This window comes from Thiomicrospira microaerophila (assembly GCF_000934765.1).
GTDB classification, from domain to species: domain Bacteria; phylum Pseudomonadota; class Gammaproteobacteria; order Thiomicrospirales; family Thiomicrospiraceae; genus Thiomicrospira; species Thiomicrospira microaerophila.
Map to the genome: position 1 here is coordinate 50,016 of NZ_JYNN01000014.1, position 19,748 is coordinate 69,763.

Here is a 19,748-nt window from a genome sequence, read left to right on the forward strand (position 1 = left end):
TAAAGTTCACGCGCCCTCGCTTGTCTATTGATTCCCCAGCACTTTTTTCTCAGTCGGCTGTATGAATAACTACAGCGCTCCTTCGAAAAAAGCACTGGGAAACCAATATCCTGCGCGATCATCACGCGAATTTATGAAACATCCGGGTTTACTGGAACCCAAGACAGCTTAAACAGAGTTTATTTGGATTCCACCCATGCTTGCACCGACGCCAGCGCCGCTGCAAGATGTTGAGGTTCTTTACCGCCAGCCATCGCCATATCTGGACGACCGCCGCCTTTACCGCCCACTTGCTGAGCGACATGATTCACTAGCTCACCCGCTTTAAAACGGCTGGTTGCCGATTTACTGACACCTGCTACTAGGCTAACTTTTTCGCCATCAACCGCGGCTAAAATAATAACAGCCGGTTCCAGTTTATCTTTTAATTTGTCTAGGGTTTCACGTAACAAATTACCATCCGCCCCAGTCATTTCAGCCGCCAAGAGGTTAATACCGTTAACCTGCTTGACCTGTTGCAGAATTTCTTCACCTTGATTCGCCGCGAGCTTAGATTGCAACTGTTGCAATTGTTTTTCAAGCTCTTTTTGACTAGCGACTAATTGGGTCACCTTGTCAACAACATGCGTTTTATCGGCTTTGATGTTTGAGGCGACAGCGTTTATCACCGATTCAAGCTGATAAATGGTTTGCCAAGCGCCTTCGCCGGTAATCGCTTCGATACGTCGCACACCCGAAGCCACGCCCCCTTCAGATAGAATACGGAATGGCCCAATATTACCGGTTGACTTAACATGCGTTCCGCCACACAGCTCAATCGAGAACTCACCCATATCGACAACACGCACCACGTCGCCATATTTTTCACCGAACAGCGCCATCGCACCCATTTGTTTGGCCGAGTCGATATCCATTTGCTGAGTGCCTACCGGCAAGTTGAGCATAATATTATGGTTAACTAGTTGCTCGATTTGACGCAATTGGTCAGCACTGATGGGTTCAAAATGGGCAAAGTCAAAACGCAAACGATCCGCCGCGACTAACGAGCCTTTTTGAGCGACATGCGTTCCTAACACTTGACGTAAGGCCGCGTGTAACAGGTGCGTAGCAGAGTGATTTCGTTCCGATGCACGGCGTGCTTGAATATCAATTCTCGCTTCAACCGTTTGACCGACTGTCAAATGCCCCGCTGTCATTTCGCCAAAATGCAAAAACAAACCGCCTTGCTTTTGTACATCATTAACATGGAAGCTGTGCATGCCTTCTGTCAATGAGCCGCTATCGCCGACCTGACCGCCCGATTCCGCATAAAAAGGCGTTTTATCAAGAATAACCAGGCCTGGTTGACCCTCTTCTAAACGCGCAACCGCTTGGCCGTCTTGATAGATCGCCAAAATATTAACTGAAGCACTGTCTTGGTCATAGCCAATAAACGAGGTCGTACCCTCAAAATTAACGCGTGCCTGTCCTTGTGAACCAAAATTACTGGCAGCACGCGCACGTTCACGCTGTGCTTCCATCGCACGCTCAAACCCAACTTCGTCGAGCTTTAAATCTCGCTCACGCGCAATATCGGCGGTTAAATCCAGTGGAAAACCATAAGTATCATAAAGCTTAAACACCGCTTCACCGGGAATGTCTTGGCTCGTTAATCCTGCAATAACCTCTTCAAGCAACCCCATACCATTTTCTAAGGTTTCGGCAAAACGGGTTTCTTCTAACAATAAGGCACGTTCCACTTCGGCTTGCTTGGCTTTAAGCTCTGGATAAGCCTCGCCCATTTCAGCCACCAAAGGCGCAACCAATTTATGGAAAAACACGCCCTTCTGACCCAACTTATAGCCGTGGCGAATCGCGCGACGAATAATACGACGCAATACATAACCACGGCCTTCATTCGACGGCAACACCCCATCGACTATCGTGAAGGCGCAAGAACGAATATGGTCTGCGATAACACGCAATGAGCTATTTGATAGATTTTTTTCGCCTGTCGCGTCTGATGCGGCTTTAACTAGGCTTTGGAACAGGTCAATATCATAGTTATTGTGAACGCCCTGCAATACCGCGGCTAAACGCTCTAGGCCCATGCCGGTATCAACTGACGGTTTAGGTAAAGGCGTTAGCGTGCCATCGGCAGAACGATCAAATTGCATAAAGACCAAGTTCCAAATTTCGATATAACGATCGCCATCTTCATCCGGTGAGCCGGGCGGGCCGCCCGCTACATCCGCACCATGATCATAGAAAATTTCGGTACACGGCCCACAAGGCCCGGTATCGCCCATTGACCAGAAATTATCCTTCGCGCCACAACGTGAAAAACGCTGCGCACTGACACCCAACTCTTTTAACCAGATATCCGCTGCTTCATCATCTTCTTCGAAGACGGTGACCCATAATTTATCTTCCGGCAGACCGAGACGCTGGGTTAGAAACTCCCAAGCGAACGCAATCGCTTCACGCTTAAAGTAATCACCAAAACTAAAGTTCCCCAACATCTCAAAAAAGGTATGGTGACGTGCGGTATAACCCACGTTTTCCAAATCATTGTGTTTACCACCCGCACGAATACAGCGCTGCACACTCACCGCGCGATGATAGTCACGTTGCTCAAGACCCAAAAAGGTATCCTTAAATTGCACCATGCCGGCATTGGTAAACAAAAGCGTAGGGTCTTCAGCCGGTATTACTGGGCTGGAATGTACCGGCGTATGGTTTTTTTCAGCGAAAAAATCGATAAACGCCTGTCTTAGTTCTGCACTGGTCATCTTCAAATAAACCTAATTAATCAAAATTTGTTAGTTGACTCATAACGAGCCTCAGTTATATTCATCTATTTAGCAAAATGCTTTATAGCATTGCGAGGCGCTAAAGCCTCGACTTTGTAAAAATCGCAAACGCCGCGCCTGTTCTTTGGATTCGGCAGGCTTGGCCGTTTCACCGTATTTTTTATCCAGAAGGGCCCGCGCCACTTCAATCCAAACATCATCACCCAACGCCAAAGCATCCGCAATCAGCAATGTATCATCACAAGCCCGCATTAAAGCTTGGCGTATTTTCAAGGCACCCTGACCTTTTTCAATCGCCTGGCGCACATAGGATTCAATATAGCGCGCATCAGATTGCCAATTTTGTTGTTGACAAAATTCTACCGCTTTTTCAACCAGGCCTGGTTGTGATAGGGCTTCTGGAAACTTTTGCTCTAACTTAGCTTTTAATTCTTTCGCACCATGCTCACGCATCGCTAACAGATATTGCGCCCGATTGACCAGCGCTTTAAATAAGCGCTGGAGATCATCCTGTTCAATCATAGATAAAACTAATCAGCCACTTCATCCAAATCAAACTCCGCTTTCGACGAAGCTTTGCTACCTGGTTTTGGCATTAGCAATTCTTTGAGTTGTTTTTGTAAATCAATTGAAATTTGTGGATTGTCACGCAAGAATTGACGCGCATTATCCTTACCCTGGCCAATCTTTTCGCCATTGTAGCTATACCAAGCGCCGGCCTTATCAATTAACTTCTGCTGTACGCCTAAATCAACAATCTCGCCCTCTCGCGAAATACCTTGACCGTATAGAATATCAAATTCAACTTGTTTAAATGGCGGCGCAACCTTGTTTTTTACCACCTTAACGCGGGTTTCATTACCTAAAATTTCGTCGCCTTTTTTAATCGCACCTATACGACGTATATCCAAACGCACAGAGGCATAAAACTTCAAGGCATTACCACCGGTTGTGGTTTCAGGACTGCCAAACATCACGCCAATTTTCATACGAATTTGGTTGATGAAAATAACAAGCGTATTGGTACGTTTGATATTGGCGGTTAGTTTACGCAAAGCTTGAGACATCAAGCGAGCTTGAAGCCCCATGTGTGAGTCACCCATATCGCCTTCAATTTCGGCTTTTGGTGTTAAGGCAGCCACCGAGTCAATCACCACGATATCAACGCCACCAGAACGCACTAGCATATCGGCAATTTCCAGCGCTTGTTCACCGGTATCCGGTTGTGAGACTAAAAGGTTATCGACATCAACACCTAGCTTTTCAGCATAACCGGGATCCAGCGCATGTTCTGCATCAATAAAAGCCGCCACTCCGCCTGCTTTTTGCGCTTCAGCAATCGCATGAAGGGTCAGGGTTGTTTTGCCTGATGACTCCGGGCCATAAATTTCAACCACACGGCCTTTTGGTAAACCACCAATACCAAGCGCAATATCCAATCCTAATGAACCTGTCGAAATAGCCTCAATATCCCGCGACGCTGTGGAGTCGCCCATGCGCATCACCGAGCCTTTACCAAACTGCTTTTCAATCTGGCCCAATGCCGCTGCCAATGCTTTTTGCTTATTCTCGTCCATTAGGATTCCTTATTTTGTATTACAAACAAATCTTTACAACAAAAGAGCTTTGTTTGATAAGTCAAACAAAGCTCTTTAATAAAATTTTGGTAAATGATTATCTCATAATTAGAAATGACATAACAGCGATTTTAGGCTTTGAGTATAGCTAAAATACCTTCTAAAGCGGCTATCGTTGTTTGCTCACGCACAGCTTCACGATCACCGGCAAAATGCACCAATTTAGTCACGATATCAGGATGGCCTTGCTTTGCCCATGCTAACCAGACCGTACCAACCGGCTTATCGGCTGACCCACCACCAGGGCCTGCGATACCACTACAAGCCACACTAACTTGCGCATGTGACTGCTGTAAAGCACCCAGCACCATTTCAGTTACACACTCTCTACTTACAGAGCCATGATGCTGTATGGTAGTTTCATGGACACCCAACATTTCTTTTTTCGACTCATAACTATAGGTGATATAAGCTCTATCAAACCAGCTTGAACTACCCGCTACTGACGTCAACGCTTCGGCGATCATTCCCCCCGTACAGGATTCCGCTGTCACCACCATGGTTTTGTGCTGATTTAACACACTGCCCACCTGCTTAACTAAGGCTGACATTTCCATATACCCATCCTTCAACATGTCTTATAAAGTTTGTATAGAATACCTTTTTTTAAACATAATTGCATCAACCGCATAATTTCCTCCCTACGAGAGCCTCTTAACTCGATCCCCGTCAAAATATATATAATTTTTATACACCCGACTAAATACCTTTCAATAAAAAACAGAACACCATAATAAATACTTATGCTAATAAATAAAACATAAAAAAGTTTTATTTTACACCTCAATTAAAACCCACTAAATTAATACACACCTTAAAACCAAGGTAATTAATCTTATTTAAATAAGGAGATACACATGAGAAAAAAATTAATGACTTTTATATTTTCAATGCTACTTTCATTTAGTGCTTGGTCGGTACAAATTAATGTCAATACCGCTGACGCCAGACTTATGGCAAACAACCTCTCTGGAATAGGCATGGGCAAAGCAGAGGATATTATTCGACATCGCGAAGAGCATGGCGAGTTTAAAACATTAAAAGACTTAGCGCGTGTAAAAGGAATCGGCCCAAGAACACTAGAACGGAATGCAGACAAAATTAAGTTTAGTGACGAGTAAAAATGGCCATCACCAACAAAAAAGCCAGATAATTATCTGGCTTTTTGACATAAACAAGTTGAAATCTTCGACTTAAACCTATTTCTTTTTCTTAGGTGCAATTAAATCCGTAATGGTCCCTTCAGCCATCTCCGCCGCAAAAGCAAAGGTTTCACTTAAAGTAGGATGAGGGTGAATGGTTAGACCGATATCTTGCATATCCGCCCCCATTTCAATCGCCAACATTGCCTCAGCAATCAACTCGCCCGCATTCGGCCCAACGATACCCGCACCCAATAGGCGATGGGTTTTAGCACAGAACAAGGATTTACTCATTCCCTCATCACGACCAATACTTAAGCTGCGCCCCGAAGCCGCCCAAGGGAAGACACCCTTCTCGTACTCAACGCCTTCGGCTTTAAGCTGGTCTTCGGTTTTACCCGCCCACGCGACCTCCGGGTCGGTATAAGCAACCGATGGAATGCCCATAGGTGTAAAGGCACTCGGCAAACCACAAATGACTTCCGCCGCTACCTTACCTTCATGCACCGCTTTATGGGCGAGCATCGGCTGACCCACTAGATCACCAATCGCATAAATATGATCGACATTGGTTTTTTGGCGCTCATCGACTTCGATAAAGCCCCAATCATTAACGGCCACACCCGCCTTATCGGCATCAATGAGCTTACCATTCGGTGTACGCCCTACCGCGACTAATACCCGATCAAAGGTATCTTGAGTTGGACAATCCTTACCTTCAAACGATACGACCAATCCGCCTTTTGCCGCTTCAACATGGGTAACCTTGGACTTAAGGTATATATTTTCATAGCGTGATTTGATTCGCTTTAATAGCGGGCGGGTTAAATCCTTATCGGCACCTGGGATAATGTTATCGCCCAGCTCCACTACAGTTACTTTTGACCCCAAGGAATCATAAACCTGAGCCATCTCTAAACCGATAATACCACCACCAATAACCAGCAAACGCTTAGGCACTTCTTCAAGCTCCAGCGCATCGGTTGAGTCCATCACACGCGGATCATCGTGCGGGATAAACGGCAGTTTAATCACACGCGAGCCGGCGGCAATAATCGCGTTTTCAAATGCCACCGTTTGAACGGAACCGTCTTCAGCTGTCACACTAATGGTATTAGCCGAGGTAAATTTACCGTAACCGGTCACCACCTCAACTTTACGTTGCTTAGCAAGCGCACCTAAGCCACCGGTGAGTTTTTTAATGACACTGTTTTTATAATCGCGCATTTTATCCAAATCAATTTTGGGCTTACCAAAATCAATACCATGCGCCGCCATTTCTTGGGTTTCATTCAAAATGACCGACATATGCAATAAGGCTTTAGACGGGATACAGCCGACATTCAAACACACACCACCGATCACGGGGTAACGCTCAATCAGAGTAACCTTTTTACCCAGGTCTGCCGCACGAAAAGCCGCTGTATATCCACCTGGCCCACCGCCCAAAACCACGACTTCAGCGGTTTTATCAGCCGGTGGAAGATCACTGGCGGATACCGCTTGTGGCGTTGGGGTTGTTTGCACTTGCACTTCTTTTTTAGCCGCCGGCGCGTCAGCTAACTTAGCTGGACTTTCATCAGCAATTTCCATTTTGCCAATGACAGTGCCTTGACGCACCTTATCGCCAACGGCGACACTCAACTCAACCAACTTACCCGCATAAGGTGAAGGTACTTCCATTGTGGCCTTATCCGACTCCAAGGTTAGCATCGAATCATCTTGCAACACCTCATCACCGGCTGACACCAGCACTTCAATCACATCCACATCAGCAAAGTCGCCAATATCGGGAATACGAATCTCAACAACCTGACTCATACCTGCTCCTTTGCTTAGAGTAATAATTGGCGAATATCCGCCAAATGCTGGCCAACAAACTGGGTAAAGCGAACCCCTTCGGCACCATCAACCACACGGTGATCATAAGACACGCTGAACGGCATAATCAAACGAGGTTGGAAACTTGCACCATCCCAAACCGGCTGAATGGCCGCTTTGGACACACCCATAATCGCCACTTCAGGCGCATTCACAATCGGCGTAAACTGTGTACCGCCAATGCCGCCTAAACTAGAAATACTGAAACAGCCACCTGATAAATCCTTCGGTGACAGTTTGCCGTCTCGCGCTTTAACGCTCAACGCCATTAAATCACGCGATAACTCATAAATCGACTTCTGGTCTACATCACGCACTACCGGTACCACCAAACCTTTTGGCGTGTCTACCGCAATACCAATATTGTAGTAACCCTTGCGAATTAAAGACTGGCCATCGGGTGACAAGGACGCATTGAAGTTCGGGAAGGCTTTTAAAGCGGCAACCACCGCTTTCATAATAAACACCAACGGTGTGAGCTTGACACCCGCTTTTTCCGCCTGAACCTTCATATCCTTACGGAACTGATCCATATCGGTGATGTCACACTCATCAAACTGCGTGACATGTGGAATATTTAACCAAGCCGTACTCAAATGCTTGCCGGATAATTTTTTAATTCGGCTTAACTCGATGGTTTCGGTAGCGCCAAACTGAGAAAAATCAATCGTCGGCACAGCGGGAATACCTGAACCGCTAGCGGGACCCGCGATGGCCGTAGCGCCTTGCATCACCGACTTCACAAACCCTTCAACATCGGTTTTAAGCACGCGCCCTTTATTACCCGAACCCGTCACCTTACTTAAATCAACACCAAGCACACGAGAAAACGCACGCACAGCGGGCGAAGCATGACTTAATGCGCCCATTGGCTGGTGATTAACGGGTTTAGGTGTATTTGCCACTGAACTGGCTAGCGGCAAGCCCACATTTGAGCAATGGGTTTCTTCATGCACTGCCAGCGGTTTTTCAACGGCTGGTACTGATTTTTCTGGCTTAGCTGGAGCCGCTTGAGTTGCTTGAGTTGTTTGGGCCAATGGCTTCGCTTGCGCCTCATCAACATCGATATCACATATATAGCTACCCTGCTTTACCTTATCCCCAACTTTAACTTGAATATTGCTTACTTTACCCGCGTGACTCGCAGGCACTTCCATCGTAGCCTTGTCTGATTCAAGCGTCATTATTGAATCATCAAGCTGAATCTGACCACCCTCATTAACTAGAATTTCGATCACATCGACTGCATCAAAATCGCCAATATCCGGCACTATAAATTGAATTTTTGCCATAAGTATTTTCCTTAGTCGTCCAACCAGGCCTGCTTTTTGAGCAGACCTGGTTGAATGAAATTATGCATGAACGGGATAAGGTTTTTCAGCATCTAAACCGTATTTATCAATGGCTTGTTGAACCACATCGGCTTTAATTTGACCTTGCTTAGCCAAACCTTTTAATGCTTCAACCACCACATAAAAACGGTTCACCTCAAAGAACTTACGCAATTGTTCGCGCGTGTCCGAACGACCAAACCCATCGGTACCCAATACATGATAATCACCAGGCACATATTCACGAATACGGTTTGCATAATCACGAATATAATCCGTTGCGGCAATAAACGGCCCTTGTGCCCCGTCTAAGACTTGAGTGACATAAGGCACTTTTGGCGCCGCCGTTGGGTGCAATGTGTTCCAGCGCTCAGTTTCAATCCCTTCACGACGCAACAAGTTAAAGCTCGGCACTGACCAAATATCGGCCGCTACATCCCAATCCTGCTCAAGTAATTCTGCTGCGGCAATCACTTCGCGGAAAATAGTGCCTGAACCCATTAATTGAACACGCTTTTTCGCTTTAGATGTTGATGTCTTAAACGGATAAATACCTTTAAGAATGCCTTCTTCAGCACCTTGCGGCATCGCTGGATGGCTATAATTTTCGTTCATCGCCGTAATGTAATAGAAAATATCTTCTTTGTTTTCAACCATACGCTTTAAGCCATCTTGAATAATGACCGCCATTTCATAGCCAAAGGTTGGGTCATAACTCAAACAATTAGGTACCGCATCAAACATCACCAGGTTATGACCATCTTGATGCTGTAAGCCTTCGCCTTCTAGCGTTGTGCGCCCTGCCGTTCCGCCGATTAGGAAACCACGCGCACGTGAATCGCCCGCCGCCCAAGCCAAATCACCAATACGTTGGAAACCAAACATTGAATAGTAAATATAAAACGGAATCATGCTCACGCCATAGTTCGCATAAGCCGTGGCCGCCGAAATCCAAGATGACATCGCTCCCGCTTCGTTAATGCCTTCTTCCAATACCTGACCATTAGAGGATTCTTTGTACCACATCAACTGATCCGAATCGACCGGCTCATACAGCTGACCAGCTGGGTCATAAATACCCACCTGACGGAATAGGCCTTCCATACCAAAGGTACGCGCTTCGTCTGGAATAATCGGCACAATACGCTTGCCTAACTGCTTATCACGCAATAACACCGATAGCGCTCTAACAAACGCCATCGTTGTTGACATTTCACGATCAGCGGTACCATCTAATAACATTTGGAACGCGCTTAAGTCAGGAACCGTTAAGCTGTCAGAGTTATCTTGACGGCAAGGTAAAGAACCACCCAATTTGGCACGATTTTCCTGCATATACTTCATAATCGGACTATCAGGATCAGGGCGATAGAAAGGCACTTCTTTTTCTAACTGCTCATCTGAAATAGGCACAGAGAAACGATCACGGAAATACTTCAATCCATTAACGTCTAACTTTTTCTGTTGATGCGCACTGTTAGCCGCTTCACCATATTCACCCATGCCGTAACCTTTAACGGTATGCGCTAAAATAACTGATGGTTGGCCTTTGGTTTCTGATGCGCGCTTATAAGCGTTATAAATCTTACGTGGCGAATGACCACCGCGCGTTAGGCGGAAAATATCTTGATCACTCATATCCTTGACTAACGCTAGCAACTCAGGATACTTACCAAAGAAATGCTCACGCACATAGCTGCCATTTTTTGCCTTATAAGCTTGGTATTCACCATCGACCACTTCGCCCATACGCTCAATCAGCTTACCGCTGGTGTCTTTTGCCAGCAAGGTATCCCAACCTGTACCCCAAAGCACTTTGATCACGTTCCAGCCTGCGCCACGGAACATGCCTTCCAGTTCTTGAATGATTTTACCGTTACCACGTACAGGCCCATCTAAACGCTGTAGGTTACAGTTAACCACAAATATTAAGTTATCAAGATGCTCACGCTGCGCTAACTGAATCGCACCGCGTGATTCTGGTTCATCCATTTCACCGTCACCAAGATAGGCCCAAACTTTACGCCCTTCCGTTTTAGCCAAACCGCGCTTATCCATGTACTTCATAAAACGGGCTTGGTATATCGCCATTAACGGTCCTAACCCCATAGATACGGTTGGGAACTGCCAAAAATCTGGCATTAACCAAGGGTGTGGGTAGGAGGACAAGCCCTGACCATCGACTTCTTGACGGAAATTAACCAATTGCTTTTCATCTAAACGCCCTTCAAGAAAGGCTCGAGAATACATACCTGGTGCGGTATGACCCTGAAAAAACACCATATCCGCGCCTAATTCATGATCCGGACCCTTGAAGAAATGATTCATCCCGACTTCGTAAAGCGTACAACTTGACGCATAGGAGGCAATATGACCCCCCACACTGGTTTCACGGTTCGCCTTTACGACCATCGCCATCGCATTCCAGCGCAAGATCGAACGCAAGCGCTGCTCGATACTTAAGTCACCGGGATAACTTTCTTGCTCTTCAACCGCTATGGTGTTGATGTAAGGCGTATTGGCCGAATAAGGAATATCAATGCCGTGAACACGGGCTTTTTCAATCAAGGTAGCGATAATATGATGGGCTTTGTCTGTGCCTTCAAATTGAACTACGGCTTCAAGCGCATCCAACCACTCTTGAATTTCTTGCGGATCTTGATCAATAAACTGATCGCTCATAAAGTGCACCTCTTGGGTAATAACCGAGCACACACACCGGTTCGGCGCGTGGCTCTTTTGTCGTTAAAGAGTTCGCTATCACTCCGCTTGCTTTGCAAAACAAACGGAATAAAAACCGAACTCGAAGGTTTAAATCAAAACTAAATTGCGCAAATAATATCACTTTTCGCGACAAAAAGCATGAGGCAGGAAGCAAATGCTAGAAGGGTGAGATGGAAAATAAAATAAAATCAATAAGCTACATCAAAGCCAGAACTTATTTAAACACTCCTCCAACTCCGTTAAGGCTTGATGATAAACAGCCTGTTTAAAACTGACCACATCCTGAACGGGCTGCCAATAATCTACCCATGCCCAAGCTTCAAACTCTGGCGAGCTATGCAGCGCAAGGTTAATAGCCTCTTCTGAAGCCTCCAAGCCTAGCATAAACCAGATTTGCTTTTGACCAATACATACGGGCTGGCTGTAATGGCGAATCAAGTGTTTGGGCAAATCATAATGGAGCCAGTCCTCCGTTTTACCTAAAACCCTAACATCAGAAGGCGAAAGTCCGACCTCTTCCTTAAGCTCTCGAAACACGGCTTGCTGCGGCGTTTCGCTTTCACGAATCCCCCCCTGTGGAAACTGCCAGGCATCTTGATAGATGCGCTTTCCCCAGAACAACTTACCCTGTTTATTGGCAATAATAATGCCTACATTTAAGCGATAGCCATTCTGATCAATCACGAGATATTCCCAAATAAGTTTTTACATTTGTCTAATATGTTAATAATGCCGAAAAAAGGTCAAACTTTCAATTAAAAACCTGTTTAATTTAGCAAAAACACATCTACAGGCTTGTTGAAAATCCACTTCTCTATTAGGATGACGTTTTTGAAACAAATAAAGAGAAAAGCAATGCGTTTAGCCATCTTTGATTTAGACAACACCCTGATTGCGGGTGACAGTGATTATCTTTGGGGTGAGTTTTTAGTCAAAAACCAACTGATTGATGCCCAGGAATACCAACAGCAAAACCAGCGCTTTTACCAACAATACAAAGATGGCACGCTGGATATCTACGAATATCAAGCCTTTTCACTCAAGCCACTGAGCGAGCATCCTATAGAACAACTCACTCTTTGGCATCAACAATTTATGCAACAGATGATTGAACCCATTTTACTACCCAAAGCCCAAGCGGTGATTGAAGAGCACCGCGCAGCGGGAGACCAACTCCTCATTATCACCGCCACCAACAGCTTTATAACACGCCCTATCGGCTTAAAACTAGGTATTGACCAGCTGATCGGCACCGAACCTGAAGTGCTTAATGGTCGCTATACAGGTCGTGTCGCAGGCATTCCCTCATTCCAACAAGGCAAAATTACTCGCCTGAACGAATGGCTGAATCAAAATCCCTTATCGCTAGAAGATAGTTTTTTCTACTCAGATTCACATAATGACCTGCCACTACTCGAGCTGGTCAGCCACCCAATTGTGGTGGATGCTGATGAAAAACTCACCCAAGTCGCACAACAACGCGGCTGGCAACAGCTTAGTTTTCGTTAACATCTGTTTCAAAACGCATTGAATAAGGGCGTGACAAGTCTGCCAATAACCCTGGCAGACTGAAGTTACGGGTTTTTTCAATAAAACGTTGTCCATCAATATACACCTGCACAACGGGCAAAGAAAACACCCCTTTTTGCGAACAAATATCTGTTGTGACTTGGCAATCGACATACACTAGCATTAACTGCGCAAAATCCTCCGCCAGTGCTTGAGCAAGTTTAGGCTTAATCACATTACACACACCACAGTGCGCACCGCCAAACAAGACCACCAGGCCTGGTTGTGTTTGGATTAAATTATCTAATTCTTCAATCGTTGTAAGTTGTTGCATACTCATTACCCCTCACTACTCCATAACCATGCGGCGCCAATTACACCTGCGGAATCACCCAACAAAGGGGCTTTTAATTGTGTCACCACCTCGTCACTAAACACCCATTTTGACCAACGTTTAGGCACTTCATCATAAAGCTCATGAATTTGACTCAATCCCCCACCCAATACAACCACTTCAGGATCAAACACATTAATCACCGAGGCTAATCCCTTGGCTAACCAATCGTAATAAGCATTCATTATATCGATGGCCTGCTGATCAGCCTGACGCATCTGTTCTACAATTTGCTGAGCCGTTAAGTGACGTGCGGTGACCTCTTTAAAACGCTTCGCCAAGCCCGGACCCGATAAAAAGGTTTCAATGCAATCTTGCTTGCCACAATAGCAGGCCTGGTTAGACATATATTGGCTATTCCAAGGCAACGGATTATGCCCCCACTCACCTGCTATCCCGTTCGCCCCCTCAACAATCTCGCCGTTAAAAACCAAACCCCCACCACACCCCGTGCCAATTATTACACCAAACACTGATTTCGCACCGAAAGCCGCGCCCTGTGAAGCCTCGGCCAATGCAAAACAATTGGCATCGTTCGCAATGCAAATGGGGCGAAGCAGTAGGTTTTCAAGATCGCCTTTTAAATCTTCACCAATCAACCAAATCGAGTTAGCATTCTTCACCCGACCTGTTTTAGCCGATATCGCCCCAGGAATGCCCACGCCGATGCTTGGCTTATAACTCAAGGCTAATTGATTCTGAGCCTGCTCAACCAGGCCTGCTATCGCCTGCAAGGTGGCCAGATAATCACCCTGTGGCGTAGCAACACGGGTTCGCAAAAGTACATCACCCATTGGGTTGATGGCCACGATTTCGATTTTTGTGCCACCTAAATCAATACCCAGCCTGACCATTAGCTCACCCTCTCAAATGTTTGCTGCTCCAGTGATCTTAACCATTCAATTTCTTGCTCAGAAAACCCCGCTTCCCTTCTTGCATCATAGTTAAAGGGACCTCGAATATTGCCATGAAAATATAAACCTAATAACCGCTGAAACTCATCAAATGGATTAAGCCCACGCTGCACACAAACATAACGATACCATCGCGTACCCACCGCAACATGACCGATTTCATCACGTAGTAATATTTTTAAAATCTCCACACCACGGCGATCACCGATGGCCCGCAGCTTCTTAATCATTGCGGGCGTCACATCTAAACCGCGAGCTTCGAGAGTACGCGGCACCATCGCCATCCGCACCAAAACATCATGATCGGTTTCATAGGTCGTCAACCAAAGCCCATTATGAGCAGGAAAATCACCATAGTCATAACCCAATTGATCTAAGTGCTCGCGAATAAGCTGAAAGTGATAAGCCTCCTCACCCGCTACACCTAACCAATCTTGGTAATAGTTATAGGGCATCGCTTGAAAGCGATAGATGGCGTCAAGGGCTAGGTTAATCGCATTAAATTCAATATGCGCTATAGAATGCATTAAAGCAGCATGCCCCTCTGGCGACCCTATCCCCCTTCTCGGAAGAGCTTTGGGCGGCACCAATTCAGGCTTGGCAGGACGTCCAGGATCGGCAATACGCATTATTGAGTTTAAAGGTTCAAAGACAAAGTTGCGCTCGCTCCAGTTAAACAATAATTTATCAAGTAACTGAACTTTTTGTGATAAGTCATCACACATTAAACAGTCAAGCACCGCAGAAAATAAGTTGATTTTAGTCATCCGACTTTACACTCAAATAGAGGTTTACAATTGTCAAAAAAAAAGCCAGCTTGCGCTGGCTTTTCGAGATGCATCACCTAAATCAATAACAGGGAATTATTGACGGTAGTAAGCTGCCATTAAGTAGCGTACACCCATGAAGTTCTTCGTATCAATCGCGTTAAATAGGATAGCCCATTTTTCGCGATCTTCTGGCGTCATAACAGAATAAGGCGCTTTAACATACTGCTTACCATCTGCTGCTGTGAACTTCCATTGAGACTTATATTGCTGTTCCATGCGAGTCAGTTCAGCTCTGCACTGATCAACGGTAGACTTCTGCTGCACTTCACGTGCTGCAGGTGTTCCACCTACGATCGCCGCTTCAATCAGCGTTTTTGCATCACTTACACACTGCTCATACACAGAAGAAGCATGAACATTCATTGAGAACGCCGCTACACCTGACAGAAACAAAGCTTTAAGAGTTAATTGTTTCATTTAATACTCCAAAAAGGTTTTGCCTCTCTAGCGTTTGTAATTTTGCCGTTTTTATCGGCTAATTGCAAGCCTTAGTTGATAGAATATTATCAAACACTTATAGCACGGCGGGACGATTCACAACATCTGGGTGCTTATTCGGCCACTTTAATGAACCTACCACCATACCAAATATGGCGGCAAAGAAGCCAATAAAATGCGCCGGTAGGCTCTCCTCAAGCCCTGGAACAAGCCACTCAAGCGTTAGCCAAACAATTAAACCCAATACAATACCCAAGATAGCACCCGCCACACTGGCGCGTTTCCAATAGAGACCGGCCACTAAAGGCACAAATGCAACAACCAGCGTCACTTTGTAGGCATTTTCAACCATTTTATGAATTGAGGTCTCCTGCTCAAGCGCCCATAATGTATAGATGGCCACCAACAGCGCAAATGCAACCACCACACCACGGGTTAACAAGAGTAAATAACGATCACTCAAGCCTTTAATAAAGTCTTTTAAAATATTCTCAGAGATAATCACTGAAGGCGCTAACATGGTCGCAGAAGCGGTAGACATAATGACCGACAACAGCGCGCCATAAAAAATCACCTGCGCAAATATCGGTAAATGCTCCTTAACCAGATGTGGCAACACCAACTGGGCATCAATCGACATAAAGGTAGCCACCAGGTCAGGGTTAATTAAATAGGCTGAATAACCTAAAAATATCGGCACAGCCGCAAACACCAAATAAATCACACCACCACTGACCGTACCCCAAACGGCAATGTTTTCATTTTTTGATGTATTTGCACGCTGAAACACATCTTGTTGCGCCAACGAACCCAAACCCATCGTTAGCAAGGCGGACATAAAAGCCAACATCGCTATCGCATTCAAGTCCGGCCAGAAGTTAAATTTCTCGGCTTGGGCGGCATGCTCTATCACTGGCATAACTCCACCCGTACCGCCTTCCATAGTGGCTAGATACCAAGCAATAAACAACAAACCCAGCACAATAATAATCATCTGCACAAAAGTCGTCATCGCAACCGACCACATGCCGCCAAATAAAGTATAAATCAACACGACTGCCGTACCCAGCAACACACCATTAAACACCGATATATAGCCATCTGAGAGCACATTGAAAACAATACCCAATGCCATAATCTGCGCCGACACCCAACCCAAATAAGAAATCGCTATCGCCACCGAAGCCACCAACTCAACCCGACGGTCAAATCGAATGCGGTAAAAATCGCCCAAGGTGAGCAAATTCATGCGATAGAGTTTTCGCGCTAAAAACAAGCCAAATAAAATTAAACACAAGGCCGCGCCAAACGGATCAGCAATGAGAGAGCCTAAGTCACCCTCCAAAAATTCAGCCGGAATGCCCAACACGGTTTCAGCACCAAACCAGGTGGCAAACACCATCGCGGTGACCACCCATATAGGCAAACTGCGCCCAGCCGATACATAATCACCCAGATTTTTTACTTTAGTGGCGGCATACAACCCTAAACCAATAGAGGCAAGTAGATATAAAAAAGTGAAACTGATAAGCATGCTGAGCGCCCTCTTTCAAAGGATCGGTTAAAAAAATGAAATATAGCAAGAAACCGGAAAATCGAATAGCATTTTTTTCGACAAACAAAAAACCCCGTTAAGCGAACTTAACGGGGTTAATATGTATGGTGGGTCGTGTGCGACTCGAACGCACGACCAATTGGTTAAAAGCCAACTGCTCTACCAACTGAGCTAACGACCCTCGTTGATATGCAGCGTATTATATAGAGTTTTAACAGCTTGGCAAGCCTTTTTTCAAAAAAAATTAAACTTTTTAAAACTCTTTTGAAATAGGCTACAAAAACATACATAAAATTAAAACGATTACTAACCCAGATTTTTAGCCCGGATGTTTAGTTTCAGTTAGCGATAGCGTGTTGGATCAACCCGTCCGGCATCTAAAAAACCTTGGCGACGCAAGCGACAAGAATCGCAAACACCACACGCACGACCCTGCGGGTCTGCTTGGTAACAAGATACCGTCTGCGCGTAATCAACGCCTAAGTCGGATCCCATTGTTATAATTTGAGCCTTAGTTAGGTCAATTAAAGGTGTTTCTATTTTAATTGACTGACCTTCTGTAGCCGATTTAGTTGCTAGATTAGCCATTAATTCAAAGGCGGCAATATACTCAGGCCTACAATCAGGATACCCAGAATAATCGACCGCATTAACACCAATAAAAATATGATTAGCTTCAAGCACTTCAGCTAACCCCAAAGCATAAGATAGAAATATCGTATTGCGGGCGGGTACGTATGTCACTGGAATCAAGTCTGTTACACCGTCAACCGGCACATCAATATTAAAATCGGTTAGCGCAGACCCACCAATCGCGGCCATATTCATCTGCATAACACGGTGGCTTTGAGCGCCATGAATAACAGATAAGCGCTGAGCGGCTTCTAGCTCCACTTGATGACGTTGGCCGTAATCAAAGCTCAAAGTATGACAGCTATACCCCTGTGATCGGGCATAGGCCAAAACAGTAACCGAATCCAAACCACCCGACAACAACACCACCGCTCTTTTTAAATCATTCATACATGCTCATAAACTATAAAATTATTAATTAAAGCTTGCGCCTTGTCCCTCACGCGCCGCTATGAACTCTCTGCGTTAAATCGTGCAAGCCTGCGCTCAGCTGTCTTAGCGGAACGCGAGTGAGGCGCTTGTTCAATTAATTGATGATAAAAAGCTTTCGCTTCATCAAGCCGGTTCAAGCCGACTAAACTGTCCGCAGCACGCAATAAAGCATCAGGATACTTATCCGTTTGATTAAAATTAACGATTACTTGATTAAAAACACGAAATGCCTGTTCAAAGTCCTGCTTAATCATATACGCCTCACCCAACCAATAATAAGCATTACTTGTCAGGCTGTGGTCTGGAAACTGCTCTATAAAAGCATTCCAAGCCACAATGGACGCGTCAAACTTGTTTTCGCGTAATAATTGAAATGCTTGATTATAATAATCTTGCTCAGAAAGCACGACCACCTCAGGAACGGCTGACGCAGAGGCGGGTACAACATCCGGTTCGCTAGAATCTACTACAGGTTGATTTAGCGCTAAACGGGAGGAAGGTTCAACCTCAAGTTGAGGCTCAACATCCCCCGCACTTTCTACAAGGGCTCTTGTTGGCGCCTCAACGGTAAAATCAGACGCAGCAGACCTCGCCCTTAGGCCGTCAACCTGATCTTCTAACCTCTCTATTCTCGTCGCATTATTCAACCCCATCTCGGCTAGTTTTTTATTCAAATCTGCTAACTGACGATGCATATGGTCCAATTGATCGTATAGACTTTGAATTTCACGCTGTTGCTGCTCAAGGCGCTGAGAGTGCTGCAATAAAATGGGGTTATCTGCGATGCGCTCTAAACGATCTACCCGCTGCTCCAATGACTGAGCGTAAAGTGAAGGACTAACAAGCGCTATCACCATCGTAACCAATAGGCTATTTTTTGTTAATCTGAAGATCATCATACCCCCATCAATTGAAACGTAGTTCTACACGACGATTCTGCGCCCAAGACGCTTCATCATGCCCAAATGCCGCTGGCTGCTCCTCACCAAAACTCACCACAGTGATACGCTCACGTGCTACACCTAATAGCATCATTGCTTCAGTAGCCGCCACAGCACGCCGCTCACCTAACGCAAGATTATAAGAGGGTGAACCGCGCTCATCGGTATGCCCTTCTAGCGTGACGAGTAAGCGCGGATTATCTAACATTTGCTGCGAATAAAACTTTAACGTCTCCATCGATGCTTCATCGATAACAAATTGATCATAACCAAAATAAATAATGGGCTTGAACTCACCAATTAACTCATCATCCAACAAGCCACCAAGAGGTGTCATCTCAACAATACCTTCCCCTTGGAATCCGCCCTCTCCATCTAACCCCAACACTTCAACATCTGAGCGGCGGGATGGATGTTCAAACAAACCCGAACCCGAGCGACGATCAACTCCTGCCTCTGGCAAGGTTGCTTGTGCTTCATCGATCACCAGGTCTGGAGTAGTACTACAAGCAGACAAAAAACTCACTAAAAAAAAGGGGATCAATATATTTCTTATGCGCATAACAATTCTTCCATCCAGGTTAGTTAAAATCAA

The 19,748-nt window shown here is 45.5% G+C and carries 18 protein-coding genes and 1 tRNA gene; 2 read left to right on the plus strand and 17 right to left on the minus strand.

Annotated features, from left to right (window positions below; genetic code table 11):
- Positions 1 to 179 precede the first annotated feature (179 nt).
- From alaS to NA59_RS06190, 4 genes are all read right to left on the minus strand, one after another.
- On the minus strand, positions 180 to 2,771 hold the full coding sequence (gene alaS / locus NA59_RS06175) for an alanine--tRNA ligase (protein WP_044409602.1): 2,592 nt from the start codon (positions 2,769 to 2,771) through the stop codon (positions 180 to 182).
- Between the two features lie 69 nt (positions 2,772 to 2,840).
- Complete coding sequence (locus NA59_RS06180; protein WP_044409605.1) at positions 2,841 to 3,314, minus strand: regulatory protein RecX; 474 nt, start codon at positions 3,312 to 3,314, stop codon at positions 2,841 to 2,843.
- 8 nt (positions 3,315 to 3,322) lie between these two features.
- Positions 3,323 to 4,369 carry a recombinase RecA gene (gene recA, locus NA59_RS06185; protein WP_044409608.1) on the minus strand — a complete coding sequence of 349 codons (1,047 nt, stop codon included), beginning with the start codon at positions 4,367 to 4,369 and terminating at the stop codon, positions 3,323 to 3,325.
- 131 nt (positions 4,370 to 4,500) lie between these two features.
- A complete protein-coding gene (locus tag NA59_RS06190) occupies positions 4,501 to 4,986 on the minus strand; it encodes a CinA family protein (protein WP_096777590.1) in 486 nt (161 codons plus the stop codon).
- A gap of 300 nt (positions 4,987 to 5,286) precedes the next feature.
- Here NA59_RS06190 and NA59_RS06195 point away from each other — a divergent pair, with 300 nt between their 5' ends.
- Positions 5,287 to 5,550 (plus strand): helix-hairpin-helix domain-containing protein, encoded by a 264-nt coding sequence (locus NA59_RS06195; RefSeq protein ID WP_044409615.1) that lies wholly within the window; start codon positions 5,287 to 5,289, stop codon positions 5,548 to 5,550.
- Between the two features lie 78 nt (positions 5,551 to 5,628).
- Here the strand turns inward: NA59_RS06195 and lpdA are convergent, their stop codons facing one another.
- The 4 genes from lpdA to NA59_RS06215 all read right to left on the minus strand — a co-directional run bounded on the left by lpdA (position 5,629) and on the right by NA59_RS06215 (position 12,191).
- Complete coding sequence (gene lpdA / locus NA59_RS06200; RefSeq protein WP_044409618.1) at positions 5,629 to 7,392, minus strand: dihydrolipoyl dehydrogenase; 1,764 nt, start codon at positions 7,390 to 7,392, stop codon at positions 5,629 to 5,631.
- A gap of 14 nt (positions 7,393 to 7,406) precedes the next feature.
- Complete coding sequence (locus tag NA59_RS06205) at positions 7,407 to 8,744, minus strand: dihydrolipoyllysine-residue acetyltransferase (protein WP_044409621.1); 1,338 nt, start codon at positions 8,742 to 8,744, stop codon at positions 7,407 to 7,409.
- 60 nt (positions 8,745 to 8,804) lie between these two features.
- Complete coding sequence (gene aceE, locus NA59_RS06210) at positions 8,805 to 11,465, minus strand: pyruvate dehydrogenase (acetyl-transferring), homodimeric type (RefSeq protein WP_044409624.1); 2,661 nt, start codon at positions 11,463 to 11,465, stop codon at positions 8,805 to 8,807.
- Between the two features lie 243 nt (positions 11,466 to 11,708).
- A complete protein-coding gene (locus NA59_RS06215) occupies positions 11,709 to 12,191 on the minus strand; it encodes an RNA pyrophosphohydrolase (protein ID WP_044409627.1) in 483 nt (160 codons plus the stop codon).
- 171 nt (positions 12,192 to 12,362) lie between these two features.
- Here NA59_RS06215 and NA59_RS06220 point away from each other — a divergent pair, with 171 nt between their 5' ends.
- Positions 12,363 to 13,016 carry a histidinol-phosphatase gene (locus NA59_RS06220; protein ID WP_044409630.1) on the plus strand — a complete coding sequence of 218 codons (654 nt, stop codon included), beginning with the start codon at positions 12,363 to 12,365 and terminating at the stop codon, positions 13,014 to 13,016.
- Here the strand turns inward: NA59_RS06220 and NA59_RS06225 are convergent.
- The 9 genes from NA59_RS06225 to NA59_RS15355 form a co-directional block, all read right to left on the minus strand.
- Positions 13,003 to 13,350: a thioredoxin family protein gene (locus NA59_RS06225; RefSeq protein WP_044409710.1), complete on the minus strand. Its 348-nt coding sequence runs from the start codon at positions 13,348 to 13,350 to the stop codon at positions 13,003 to 13,005. The genes NA59_RS06220 and NA59_RS06225 overlap by 14 nt on opposite strands.
- 5 nt (positions 13,351 to 13,355) lie before the next feature.
- Entirely contained in the window at positions 13,356 to 14,264 is a 909-nt protein-coding gene (locus NA59_RS06230) for an ROK family protein (protein ID WP_044409634.1), read from the minus strand.
- The gene (locus NA59_RS06235) at positions 14,264 to 15,091 is read right to left on the minus strand and encodes a ferritin-like domain-containing protein (RefSeq protein ID WP_232504046.1); all 828 of its coding nucleotides are present in this window, start codon (positions 15,089 to 15,091) and stop codon (positions 14,264 to 14,266) included. The genes NA59_RS06230 and NA59_RS06235 overlap by 1 nt, the downstream gene beginning before the upstream one ends.
- Positions 15,092 to 15,187: 96 nt before the next feature.
- Positions 15,188 to 15,571: a hypothetical protein gene (locus tag NA59_RS06240; RefSeq protein WP_044409636.1), complete on the minus strand. Its 384-nt coding sequence runs from the start codon at positions 15,569 to 15,571 to the stop codon at positions 15,188 to 15,190.
- A gap of 97 nt (positions 15,572 to 15,668) precedes the next feature.
- Entirely contained in the window at positions 15,669 to 17,126 is a 1,458-nt protein-coding gene (locus NA59_RS06245) for a high affinity choline transporter 1 (protein WP_044409639.1), read from the minus strand.
- A 126-nt stretch (positions 17,127 to 17,252) separates the two neighbouring features.
- Positions 17,253 to 17,328 (minus strand) — tRNA-Lys (locus NA59_RS06250).
- A gap of 161 nt (positions 17,329 to 17,489) precedes the next feature.
- Positions 17,490 to 18,170 carry a 7-cyano-7-deazaguanine synthase QueC gene (gene queC, locus NA59_RS06255; RefSeq protein ID WP_044409642.1) on the minus strand — a complete coding sequence of 227 codons (681 nt, stop codon included), beginning with the start codon at positions 18,168 to 18,170 and terminating at the stop codon, positions 17,490 to 17,492.
- Positions 18,171 to 18,229: 59 nt separating this feature from the next.
- A complete protein-coding gene (gene ybgF / locus NA59_RS14285) occupies positions 18,230 to 19,111 on the minus strand; it encodes a tol-pal system protein YbgF (protein WP_083944990.1) in 882 nt (293 codons plus the stop codon).
- A 7-nt stretch (positions 19,112 to 19,118) separates the two neighbouring features.
- Positions 19,119 to 19,715: an OmpA family protein gene (locus tag NA59_RS15355; RefSeq protein ID WP_044409645.1), complete on the minus strand. Its 597-nt coding sequence runs from the start codon at positions 19,713 to 19,715 to the stop codon at positions 19,119 to 19,121.
- Positions 19,716 to 19,748: the final 33 nt, after the last annotated feature.

Coding starts and splice junctions, on each gene's coding strand:
- alaS (WP_044409602.1), bottom strand. CDS start 2,771: ATGACCAGTGCAGAACTAAGACAGGCGTTTATCGATTTTTTCGCTGAA.
- NA59_RS06180 (WP_044409605.1), bottom strand. CDS start 3,314: ATGATTGAACAGGATGATCTCCAGCGCTTATTTAAAGCGCTGGTCAAT.
- recA (WP_044409608.1), bottom strand. CDS start 4,369: ATGGACGAGAATAAGCAAAAAGCATTGGCAGCGGCATTGGGCCAGATT.
- NA59_RS06190 (WP_096777590.1), bottom strand. CDS start 4,986: ATGGAAATGTCAGCCTTAGTTAAGCAGGTGGGCAGTGTGTTAAATCAG.
- NA59_RS06195 (WP_044409615.1), top strand. CDS start 5,287: ATGAGAAAAAAATTAATGACTTTTATATTTTCAATGCTACTTTCATTT.
- lpdA (WP_044409618.1), bottom strand. CDS start 7,392: ATGAGTCAGGTTGTTGAGATTCGTATTCCCGATATTGGCGACTTTGCT.
- NA59_RS06205 (WP_044409621.1), bottom strand. CDS start 8,744: ATGGCAAAAATTCAATTTATAGTGCCGGATATTGGCGATTTTGATGCA.
- aceE (WP_044409624.1), bottom strand. CDS start 11,465: ATGAGCGATCAGTTTATTGATCAAGATCCGCAAGAAATTCAAGAGTGG.
- NA59_RS06220 (WP_044409630.1), top strand. CDS start 12,363: ATGCGTTTAGCCATCTTTGATTTAGACAACACCCTGATTGCGGGTGAC.
- NA59_RS06225 (WP_044409710.1), bottom strand. CDS start 13,350: ATGCAACAACTTACAACGATTGAAGAATTAGATAATTTAATCCAAACA.
- NA59_RS06230 (WP_044409634.1), bottom strand. CDS start 14,264: ATGGTCAGGCTGGGTATTGATTTAGGTGGCACAAAAATCGAAATCGTG.
- NA59_RS06235 (WP_232504046.1), bottom strand. CDS start 15,091: ATGACTAAAATCAACTTATTTTCTGCGGTGCTTGACTGTTTAATGTGT.
- NA59_RS06240 (WP_044409636.1), bottom strand. CDS start 15,571: ATGAAACAATTAACTCTTAAAGCTTTGTTTCTGTCAGGTGTAGCGGCG.
- NA59_RS06245 (WP_044409639.1), bottom strand. CDS start 17,126: ATGCTTATCAGTTTCACTTTTTTATATCTACTTGCCTCTATTGGTTTA.
- queC (WP_044409642.1), bottom strand. CDS start 18,170: ATGAATGATTTAAAAAGAGCGGTGGTGTTGTTGTCGGGTGGTTTGGAT.
- ybgF (WP_083944990.1), bottom strand. CDS start 19,111: ATGATGATCTTCAGATTAACAAAAAATAGCCTATTGGTTACGATGGTG.
- NA59_RS15355 (WP_044409645.1), bottom strand. CDS start 19,715: ATGCGCATAAGAAATATATTGATCCCCTTTTTTTTAGTGAGTTTTTTG.